Source organism: Bradyrhizobium valentinum (genome assembly GCF_001440405.1).
Classification (GTDB): Bacteria; Pseudomonadota; Alphaproteobacteria; order Rhizobiales; family Xanthobacteraceae; genus Bradyrhizobium; species Bradyrhizobium valentinum.
This window is the reverse complement of record NZ_LLXX01000239.1, coordinates 89,987-100,217: the sequence shown is the minus strand read 5'-3', so window position 1 is coordinate 100,217 and position 10,231 is coordinate 89,987. Positions and strand designations below refer to the sequence as shown.

General features: G+C 63.9%; 8 protein-coding genes and 1 pseudogene. 4 read left to right on the top strand and 5 right to left on the bottom strand.

Annotated elements, in window-relative coordinates:
- Positions 1–855, bottom strand: a pseudogene (locus CP49_RS41465) (hypothetical protein); the annotation flags it as partial.
- 458 nt (positions 856–1,313) lie between these two features.
- Between CP49_RS41465 and CP49_RS41460 the strand changes: the two are divergent.
- Positions 1,314–2,171, top strand: coding sequence for a DUF1499 domain-containing protein (locus tag CP49_RS41460; protein WP_057855840.1), 858 nt, complete (start codon positions 1,314–1,316; stop codon positions 2,169–2,171).
- Positions 2,172–2,224: 53 nt separating this feature from the next.
- On the opposite strand, the gene CP49_RS41455 is transcribed toward CP49_RS41460, so the two are convergent.
- The 4 genes from CP49_RS41455 to CP49_RS41440 form a co-directional block, all read right to left on the bottom strand.
- The gene (locus CP49_RS41455) at positions 2,225–3,145 is read right to left on the bottom strand and encodes an MBL fold metallo-hydrolase (protein ID WP_057855839.1); all 921 of its coding nucleotides are present in this window, start codon (positions 3,143–3,145) and stop codon (positions 2,225–2,227) included.
- A gap of 181 nt (positions 3,146–3,326) precedes the next feature.
- Positions 3,327–4,541 (bottom strand): acyl-CoA dehydrogenase, encoded by a 1,215-nt coding sequence (locus CP49_RS41450; protein WP_057855838.1) that lies wholly within the window; start codon positions 4,539–4,541, stop codon positions 3,327–3,329.
- A gap of 172 nt (positions 4,542–4,713) precedes the next feature.
- Positions 4,714–5,790 (bottom strand): 3,4-dihydroxy-2-butanone-4-phosphate synthase, encoded by a 1,077-nt coding sequence (ribB, locus tag CP49_RS41445; RefSeq protein ID WP_057855837.1) that lies wholly within the window; start codon positions 5,788–5,790, stop codon positions 4,714–4,716.
- Positions 5,791–5,950: 160 nt separating this feature from the next.
- The gene (locus CP49_RS41440) at positions 5,951–7,678 is read right to left on the bottom strand and encodes a cation:proton antiporter (RefSeq protein WP_057855836.1); all 1,728 of its coding nucleotides are present in this window, start codon (positions 7,676–7,678) and stop codon (positions 5,951–5,953) included.
- Here CP49_RS41440 and CP49_RS41435 point away from each other — a divergent pair.
- Genes CP49_RS41435 through CP49_RS41425 form a run of 3 tightly spaced genes read left to right on the top strand, consistent with a single transcriptional unit; the run spans position 7,677 to position 10,180 of the window.
- Positions 7,677–7,961, top strand: coding sequence for a hypothetical protein (locus CP49_RS41435; protein ID WP_156438935.1), 285 nt, complete (start codon positions 7,677–7,679; stop codon positions 7,959–7,961). The genes CP49_RS41440 and CP49_RS41435 overlap by 2 nt on opposite strands.
- A 58-nt stretch (positions 7,962–8,019) precedes the next feature.
- On the top strand, positions 8,020–9,264 hold the full coding sequence (locus tag CP49_RS41430) for an aminotransferase-like domain-containing protein (RefSeq protein ID WP_057855834.1): 1,245 nt from the start codon (positions 8,020–8,022) through the stop codon (positions 9,262–9,264).
- A 37-nt stretch (positions 9,265–9,301) separates the two neighbouring features.
- Positions 9,302–10,180, top strand: a complete 879-nt coding sequence (locus CP49_RS41425; protein WP_057855833.1) for a DMT family transporter — start codon at positions 9,302–9,304, stop codon at positions 10,178–10,180.
- Positions 10,181–10,231: the final 51 nt, after the last annotated feature.

Genomic DNA, 10,231 nt, shown 5'->3' with positions numbered 1-10,231 from the left:
TGCGACCGGGGGCGCGGCAACCGGCGGCGCCGCCGCGGCAAGCGGCGCGGTGACCTTTGGCAGGGCCGTCCAAGTCAGCCGCGTGGAGGTGCCGGTCAGCGCCACACCGTTACCGTCACGCAATTCCGCCGTCACCAGCATCTGGCCGGTGAACCCTTCAGGCGGAATGACCGAAACGCCGGAAATCTCCGTTGCCGGCACGCGCCACTCGCTGGAACCGACACGCTTGCCTGACGTCAGCCGTGCTCCGGCAGTCAATCCATTGATCGATACGTACGCGTCGAGCGGCGGCGAACCGACGTGAATTCCGAGCGGCACTGGATCGTTGGTGAATCCGCTGCCGTCCTGCACGGCCAGGGTCGCCGTGCGCTTCGGTGGCGGTGCCGGCTGCGGCGCCGGAGTCACCGACGATTTCACCGACTGCCAGGCCGCCGAAAGCGAAGCGTTGTCCTGCCCTGCGGGGCGTTGCGAAGACGGAATCGCCATAACGAGAAGCGTTGCGATGCTCGCCGCAATCGCCACCGCTATCGAGAAGCGGATGACCTGCTGAAGCAATGCGCGTCGCCCGGACAGGTCGCGGAGCACGGATGGCGCTTCGACAGGTGCGATCTCCCGCGCCTCCTGCATGGCCTGCGCGACAGCTTTGGTGAACATTTCCGAATCCTGGCGGCGTGGGGGCTTGCCGAATGACTGCAAGGGCGGTCCTTCCGTCGTCGATCGCGGACGCCATCCGTCGTTCTGCTGCATGAGCGTCGGGCTCGGCAGCTCGCCGGTCGTCCGGTCCCTCAACTCGCGCGGCGCATAGTATTCCGGATCGTTCGGGCCGAGCTGTCTTTCGTGCTTTGCATCACTCATACTGAACACTCGCCCTGATGGGGCTTCCGCCACCCCGCGGACGTATGCCTTTTGCGCCCTATGATCACTGAAACTCCGGATGGGCGCAACCACAAGCTTGCGGCTCCGCCCGGTAATAAGGACCGGAGGTTGAGATCATCCTGCAGCGCTTCCGGCTGACGCCCGCCGTTTCCCCTTTGGGTTGGTGTTCGCCGTGTCCCGTGCAGGACAGTCCCGTGTAATGGCAAATACGACAACCCGGCGGCGAGAGGTAGACAAAAATTGGACCAACTTCAATCTACAACTAACAATCAATTTACGGGGATGGTTAACCGGTAAAGTTGCCGCAGCCTGCCGATTGGCCGATTAGTATTGCCTGCAAAACCTTGAAATTCGCGCCCCGCCGTGGTCTCAAGCTGCGAGTTTGCAGTCCGGCCAGCCGGTCGGCCAGACAGATTTCAACCCGGCAGATTTCATCGATGGCCCGAAGGTTTTCCGCTCCCTATCAGACGGAGCCCGTGTCCAGCCTCGCCACCTGGTCGCGCAACCTCGCCATCTTCTCCGTGGTCGCCGTGGTGGTCTCGATCATAATCGTCCGCTTCGGTTTCCTGGAGATGAAGCCGGCGCTGGCGACCTTCTTCGGCGCGCTCGGCTGCGCCGTGCTTTCGATCCTGCTCGGCCTCGCCGCCTTTGCCGCGATCTGGCAGAATGGCTCGCGCGGCATGGGCCGAATCCTGCTGGCGTTCCTGATCAACGCCCTTATCCTCGCCTATCCGGCCTATCTCGGCCTGCAATACCGCAAGCTGCCGCCGATCCACGACATCACCACCGATCCGATCGATCCGCCGCGCTTCGAGGCGCTGGCGCGGCTGCGCAGCGGCGAAGGCGCCAACTCTGCCGTCTATGCCGGGCTCTATTCGGCCGAACAGCAGCGGATCGCCTACCCCGACGTCGAGACCGTGGAGCTCGAAGTTCCGCCGCAGCGGGCCTATGAGGTGACGCTGGCGCTGGTCAACAAGCGCAAATGGCTCGTGATCGACGAACGGCCGCCACAGCCGCCGCGCCGCATCGGTCGCATCGAGGCGGTGGCGCGAACGCCGATCATGGGATTCCGCGAGGACGTCTCGATCCGCATCACGCCCGACGGCGACGAGTCGCGCGTCGATATCCGCTCCTCCTCGCGCTATTTCGAAAGCGACCTCGGCAGCAACGCCGCGCGCGTCTCCAAGCTGATCGAAGACATCAACGCGGCCGTCGACAACGCCAAACCGGCGGCGCCGAAGAAGCCACAGGCGCCGGCGAAAGCCCAGGCGAAGAATGTGAAGAAGGGCAGCTAGCGCGGCACGGAGAGAGTGCGCTCCCTCTCGTTCCCACAGAGAACGGGAAGAGGTTAAGAAGCCATCCGGTACGTTCCACCGATCACCGGATCGCCGTCGGTCGCAACGATGCCGCGGGCGACCAGATCTTCCAGATGGGCCAGCACGGAATAGCCGGCGGCGTTGGTCAGGCGGGGGTCGATGCCGATATAGATCGCGCGCACCATGGTCGGGATGTCGGCCTCGCCCTTGGCGAGCCGGTGCAGGATCGAGGCTTCGCGCGCCTGACGGTGCCGGGTCAGGAAACGGACGTAACGCGGCCCTTCCGGAATTTCCGGCCCGTGGCCCGAAAAATACAGGTCCTCCTCGCGGACTTCCAGCCGCGCCAGCGAAGCCATGTAGTCGATCATCGATCCGTCCGGCGGCGCCACGATCGAGGTCGACCAGCCCATCACGTGATCGCCCACGAAATTGATCTTTCGCTCGGGCCACGCGAACGCCAGATGATTGGCGGTGTGGCCGGGCGTTGCGATCGCCTCCAGCGCCCAGCCCTGCCCTTCGATGACGTCGCCGTTCTTGACCTTAATGTCGGGCCTGAAATCGCGGTCGGCGCCCGACTCCGGATTGTGCTTCTCGCTCTCGAAGCGCGGCCGCGAGGCGCGATGCGGCCCCTCGGCATAGACGGGCGCGCCGGTGGCGGCCTTGATCCGCGCGGTGTTCGGCGAGTGATCGCGATGGGTATGGGTGACGAGAATATGCGTCACCGTCTCGCCGCGCACCGCGTCCAGCAGCGCCTTGGCATGCGCCTCGTCATCGGGACCCGGATCGATGACCGCAACGTTGCCCTTGCCCACGATGTAGCTGACCGTGCCGGTGAAGGTGAACGGGCTCGGATTATTGCAGAGAACACGCCGCACGCCGGGACGGGCTTCGTCGACGATACCGGGCTTGAGCGGGAAGTCGCGGTTGAACGGGATGTCGGCGTTGTCGGCCATGGGGAGTTCCTATGTAGCGGCCTCGCGAACCAGCCTCAGTCGTCATACCCCGCGAAGGCGGGGTATCCAGTAATCGCCGGCGTTCGACATCAATCGAGAGGCCTCTGGGATACTGGATCGTCCGCCTTCGCGGACGATGACAGCGTAGGCGTGGCCCCGGCCGCGCTTTCGTCAGCCAATGTTACGAAAACGCCTGAATGCCGGTGATTGCCCGGCCGAGGATCAAAGCGTGGACGTCGTGGGTGCCCTCGTAGGTGTTGACGGTTTCCAAATTCGCGGTGTGGCGCATCACGTGATACTCGATCTGGATGCCGTTGCCGCCGTGCATGTCGCGGGACACCCGCGCGATGTCGAGCGCCTTGCCGCAATTGTTGCGCTTGACGATCGAGATCATCTCAGGCGCCATCTTGCCCTCGTCCATCAGGCGGCCGACGCGAAGCGAGGCCTGCAGCCCGAGCGCGATTTCGGTCTCCATGTCGGCGAGCTTCTTCTGCACGAGCTGCGTTGCCGCCAGCGGCCGGTTGAACTGCTTGCGATCGAGCGTGTATTGCCGCGCGCGATGCATGCAGTCTTCAGCTGCGCCCATCGCGCCCCAGGAGATGCCGTAGCGGGCACGGTTGAGGCAGCCGAACGGGCCCTTGAGGCCGCTTACGTTGGGCAACAGCGCGCTCTCCGGCACCACCACGCCGTCCATCACGATCTCGCCGGTGATCGAGGCCCGCAACGAAAGCTTGCCGCCGACCTTCGGCGCCGACAGGCCCTTCATGCCCTTTTCGAGAATGAAGCCGCGGATCTGGTTGTCATGGGCAGCCGATTTCGCCCAGACCACGAAGACGTCGGCGATCGGGGCGTTGGAAATCCACATCTTGCTACCGCTGATGCGATAACCGTCCGATACCTTTTCGGCGCGGGTCTTCATGCCACCGGGATCGGAACCGGCATCCGGCTCGGTCAGGCCGAAGCAGCCGACCCACTCGCCGGTCGCGAGCTTCGGCAGGTATTTCTTGCGCTGGTTCTCGTCGCCATAGGCGTAGATCGGATACATCACCAGTGACGACTGCACCGAGTTCATCGAACGATAGCCGGAATCGACACGCTCGATCTCGCGCGCCACCAGGCCATAGGCAACGTAGCTCGCGTTCGCGCAGCCATATTCCTCGGGCAGCGTTATCCCGATAAGGCCGAGCTCGCCCATCTCGTTGAAGATCTCGCGGTCAGTCTTCTCTTCCATATAGGCCTTGACGATACGCGGTAGCAGCTTGTCCTGCGCGTAGGCGCGCGCGGTGTCGCGGATCATGCGCTCGTCTTCGGTAAGCTGATCGTCGAGCAGGAACGGATCGTCCCACTGGAAACCCGCAGCAGTCGGCTTGTCCTTGGTCTGAGGCCGCACGCTCATGAAAATCCCTTTCGCATCACTGTCCTGTTGGAAATTGTTGCTAAATTAATGCGCTATCGGCCGAAGCGCAATTGGATTGGAGTGATCGTCATTCCGGGATGGTGCGCAAGCACCAGACCCGGAATCTCGAGATTCCGGGTTCGCGCTATCGCGCGCCCCGGAATGACGATGTCTATCCTTCCAACTTTTCGTTGGAAACGATCTCGATGCCGAAACCGGACAGTCCCTTGTAGTCGTGCACCGACGACGTGAGGTTGACGATCGAGGTGACGCCGAGGTCGCGCAGGATCTGGGCGCCGACGCCGACTTCACGCCATTGCCGATGGCGATCGGCTTCCGCGGTTTTCTGTTCGCCGACCGGCTCGACGGGAACCCCGGCGGCGCCGTCGCGCAGATAGACCAGCACGCCGCGGCCGGCCTTCTTGAAATGATCCAGCACGATCTGCATGCGTGCCTGGCCGGTGAAGAGGTCCTTGACGATGTTGGGCTTGTGCAGCCGCGTCAGCACGTTCTTGCCGTCGCCGACGCCGTTATAGACAAAGGCGGCATGCGCAATCTCGTCGAACGGCGAGCGATAGGCATAGCCCTGCAGCGGGCCGATCGGGCTGTCGGTGGTGAAGGTCGCGACCCGCTCGATCAGTTTCTCGCGCGCCTGGCGGTAGGCGATCATGTCAGCGATCGTGACGTGCTTGAGCTTGTGGGCGGCGGCGAAGCGCGCGACCTGCTCGCCCTTCATCACGGTGCCGTCGTCGTTCATCAGTTCAGAGATGACGCCGACCGGCGGCAGGCCGGAAAGCTTGCAGAGGTCGACGGCCGCCTCGGTATGGCCGGAGCGCAAGAGCACGCCACCGTCGCGCGCAATCAGCGGGAAGATGTGGCCGGGCCGGGCAAAGTCGTTGGCGCCGGCGTTGGGGTTGGCGAGCGCGCGGCAGCAGGAGGCGCGTTCGTCCGCCGAAATGCCGGTGCCGCCATCGGGCTTGTAGTCGATCGAGACCGTAAAGGCGGTGGTGTGGTTGGACTCGTTATGCGCCACCATCGGATCGAGCCGCAGCCGGCGCGCATCGTCGGTGGTGATCGGCGCGCAGACGATGCCGGAGGTGTGGCGGATAATGAATGCCATCTTCTCGGCGGTACAGAGCGAGGCCGCAACGATCAGATCGCCCTCACCCTCCCGGTCGTCATCGTCGGTGACGACGACGAGCTCACCCTTGGCAAAGGCTTGCAGAACTTCCTGGATGGTATCGGCCATTTTTCCCAAAATCTCGCTATCTACAGCCAGTGCATTAGCCGGACTCAATGGTCAGCGCCAGCGTCAATACGCAGGGCAGAACGGCGTCAATGGGCGGGCCAGGATGGAGCCCGTAACCCGGATGGAGCGCAGCGCAATCCGGGCTACGCAGGGCCCATTTTTACGGCAGCACCTCGCGGCGCTCGCTGAGCAGTGCGTCGGTCTCGGCGCGCTTGTCTTCCAAAAGCCCGGCCTGGGCCGCCTCGATGACCTTATAGAGCTCGTCGGCGTCGCTGAGCCTGGTCACCGTCACGTAGTCAGCCCCGGCCTCGTAGAGGTCGTTGACGTTGGCCAGGATCTCCGCGGTGGCGACGATCTTGGCGGTCGGGTTGAGCGAGCGGACATGCCGGACCAGCTTTTCGTTGTCGGCGCCCTTCAACAGCGAGTCCGGGATGCTGAGGATGATCAGTTCGGCCTTGCCGACGCCGGCATGCACCAGCGTATCGACGCTACTGATGTCGCCATAGACTACGTGCATGCCGCGGTCGGTCAAGGTCCGGAACACCAGCGGATTGAAATCGATCACGGTGATCTGTTCGAGAACCGCCGGACTGCGCCGCTCGATCTCGCTCAACAGGGCGCTGGCAGCGCGGAAGAAGCCGAGAATGACGATCCGGCGCGCCTCCCCGTGCCCGCCCTCATGTCCGGCGTCAGCCTCATGCTTGTGATCGAGATCGCGCAAGCCGATCCGCTTCAAGGGACCGATCAGTCCGCGCGTGACCTGGTCGCTGCGGGCCATGACGAAGGTGCTCAGGACCGCCAGCACCACGAAGGCGAACGACGCCGCACTCGACGTCTCGGTGCTGATATGTCGCGCGGCAACTCCGGTCTGGATCACGACCAGCGAGAATTCCGAGATCTGCGCCAGGTTGATCGCCGGCAAGAGGCTCGCCCGCAGGCCCTGCTTCATCAGGTAGAGCGGCGCGAACGTCGTCACCACGCGGCTGACGACCGTGAAGGCGGCAATCATCAGCGCCAGCCCGATCACCGAGGCTCCGGGGATCGGGATCGTCATGCCGAGCGAGACGAAGAACAGCGTGATGAAGAAGTCGCGCAGCGTGGTCACCTTGGCGGTGACGTCGAGCGCATAGGGGAACGTCGACAGCGAAACGCCCGCCACCAGCGAGCCCATCTCGCGCGACAGATGCAGCTTCTCGGCGATCTCGCCGATCAGGAAGCACCAGGCCAGTGCGCCGAGCAGGACCAGTTCCGGCCGGCGCGCGATGTGGTGAAACAGCCACGGCAGCACATAGCGGCTCAGCACCAGAGCGGTCGCCACCAGCACGCCGACCCGGCCGATCGAGATCAGGATCACGCTCACCTGCAGATTGTCGAGGCTCGGCTGCACCGCCAGGAACAGGATCGCGAAGATGTCCTGCAGCACCAGCACGCCGAGCGTGATCCGACCCGGCAGCGTGTCGAGCTCGCGCTTCTCGTACAGCACCTTGACGATGATGACCGTGCTCGACAGCGCGCAGGCGACGCACAGATACAGCGCGTCGAAATGGCCGTTGCCCATCGACAGCCCGATCCCGACAAAGAACAATATCCCGAGCAAAACGCCGCCGATCAATTGGCCGCCGGCGGCAAACAGGATGACCTTGCCGGCGCGCACGATCTTCTTCAGGTCGATTTCGAGCCCGATCATGAACAGCATGAAGATCAGGCCGAGTTCGGAGATGACGGTTATCGATTCCTGGGACTTGACCCAGCCCATGCCGAATGGACCAATCAAGAACCCGGCGATAAGGTACGCCAGGATCAGCGGCTGCCGGGAAAAATGCGCCAACAGGCCGAGCACCCAGGCGAACAGGATGGATAAGGTGATATCGCGAATAAGCTCGTGCATGGTTCCGGACTTCCCCCTGCCCCAACCTAGAGGTCCCGGTGCAGGGGTCAAACAAGCAATGTGTCACAGCGGCGGTAGAAGCCTTCTTTTCGCGATTCTGGCCGCGCTGTCGATCCTGAACTGCGCGGCAGCCGGTGCGCAGACCGGGACCGTCGAACTGAACTTCGCCGCCTCCGGCGAAATCGCCGAACCCACGGCCGAGGCGCTGATGTTCGGCGGCGTCGGCGCCGGGCAGCATGCCTTCATCAGCCAGGGACGGCCGATCAGGATCATCACGAACTAGCCTGCCGGAAGGCCGCGGGCGGCCTTCTCAACGAAAAACAAAACGGGAGTGAATATCCATGTCTACCGCAACCCCCTTCGACTTTGCGCCCTTGCTGCCAGCCGGATTGCCGGCGCCGGCAGCGCGGTGGACAGGTCTCGCCAAATACAGCTTCGTCGGCGGCAACAACGATCCCGAGCAGGTGCCGGTCGACGGCCTGATCGAGGCGGTCAATGCCGTGCTCAGGCGCGAGGGCAAGACGCTTGCGACCTACGGGCTTGCCAGCGGGCCGCAGGGCTATCGCCCATTGCGCGAATTCCTCACCGCCAAACTCAAGCGCGACGCCGCCATCGCCTGCAGCGCCGACGACATCCTGATCGTTTCAGGCTCGCTGCAGGCACTCGATCTCGTCAATCAGACACTACTGGCGCGCGGCGATACCGTGCTGGTCGAACAGGAGACCTATCAGGGCGCGTTGAACCGGCTGACGCGGCTCGGCGTCAAGGCGGTCGGCATTCCCCTGGACGATCAGGGCATGCGGATGGACGCGCTGGCGGCCGCGCTCGCCGACCACAAGCGGCGCGGCGTCACGCCGAAATACATCTACACCATCCCGACCGTGCAGAACCCGACCGGCACCATCCTGCCGGAGAGCCGGCGCGCGGAGATGCTGAAGCTGTCGCAGGAATACGGCGTGCCGATCTTCGAAGACGATTGCTACGCCGATCTGATCTGGAACGGCGAGCGCCCGCCCGCGATCTACGCCACGAGCCGGCACGGCGGCGTCATTCACATCGGCTCGTTCTCGAAATCGATCGCGCCCGCATTGCGGGTCGGCTTCATCGTCGCGCCCTGGGAAATGATGTCGCGGATGCTGGCGCTGAAGACCGACGCCGGAAGCGGCGCGCTGGAGCAGATGGTGCTGGCGGAATATTGCGCGCCGCATTTTTCCACCCATGTGCCGAAGCTGACGCGCGGCCTGCGCGCCAAGCTCGACACGCTGATGGAAGCGCTGAACGAGCAGTTCGGCACCGCGGCCGAATTCGAAGATCCCAAGGGAGGCATCTTCCTGTGGGTGAAACTTCCCGACAATGTCGACACGCTGAAACTCTACCAGGCCGCGCTTGCCGCGGGCGTCGCCATCAATCCCGGCCCGGAGTGGTCGACCGACAAGGCCTATGCCGGCAGCCGCTTACGGCTGTGCTTTGCCAGCCCCTCGCATGAGCAGATCCGCGAGGGCGTCGCCGTCCTCGCCGAAGTCTGCCGCAAGGAATTCGGCGTACCCGCCAGAATCGCGAATGTGGAGAAGCGGGCGCGGAGCTGAGTGACCACCCCGGTCATACACGGAGATGAATCCAGAGATGACCGGGACACATTCGCAGTATCGCGTCGGGATTGCGCTCGTGGTGGGCGCTTCCATCGCCTGGAGCACCGCGCCGTTCTTCACCCGGCTGCTTCCCTATGATTCCTGGACCATCCTGTTCTGGCGGGGCTTGTTCGGCGGCGCAATGATCGCTGCGATCATGCTGCTCCTGCAGGGCCGCGCCGGGCTGCGCGATCTGGCCGAGATGGGCAAAGGCGGTTGGCTGGTCGCGGCGCTTTCGACGCTGGCGATGGTGGCGTTCATCCCGTCATTGCAATTGACGAACGTTTCCAACGTCGCCGTCATCATTGCAACGGGCCCGCTGGTCACCGCTGCGATCGCGTGGATATGGCTGCGGGAGGCGATTGCGCTGCGCACCGTTCTGGCCATCCTGACCGCGCTCGGCGGCGTCGTGATCATCGTCGGCCATGCAAGAATCGATTCCGACATCCTTGGGATTGCGCTGGCCTGCCTCACCACCGTGGCCATCGCCGTCATGACGGTCGCGGTCAGGCGATACAAGAGCAGGTCGATGGTCGCCGCCGCAGCCGTCTCCAATATCCTGGGCAGCATCGTCAGCTTTCCCTTTGCTCATGGCTTGGCTGATGTCACCGGCCACGACCTGCTTATTCTCGCGATGTTCGGGTTCTTTCAGGTCGCCCTCGGGCTGACCCTGTTTTTCCTCGCCTTGCGCCTGTTGCCATCCGGCCAGGCCGCACTGATCTCAACGCTGGAAACACCGCTGATGCCCTTCTGGGTGTGGCTGGCGTTCCACGACGTGCCAGGTTCGCGGGCACTCATCGGCGGCGCGCTAGTGATGGCGGCCGTCATCGCCGACATCATCGGCGATAACCGTGCACGGAAACTGGCGGCTTGATGGCCAGAACAGCGCCACGCTATTCGCAGCGAAGCACCAGCGCGATCCGCA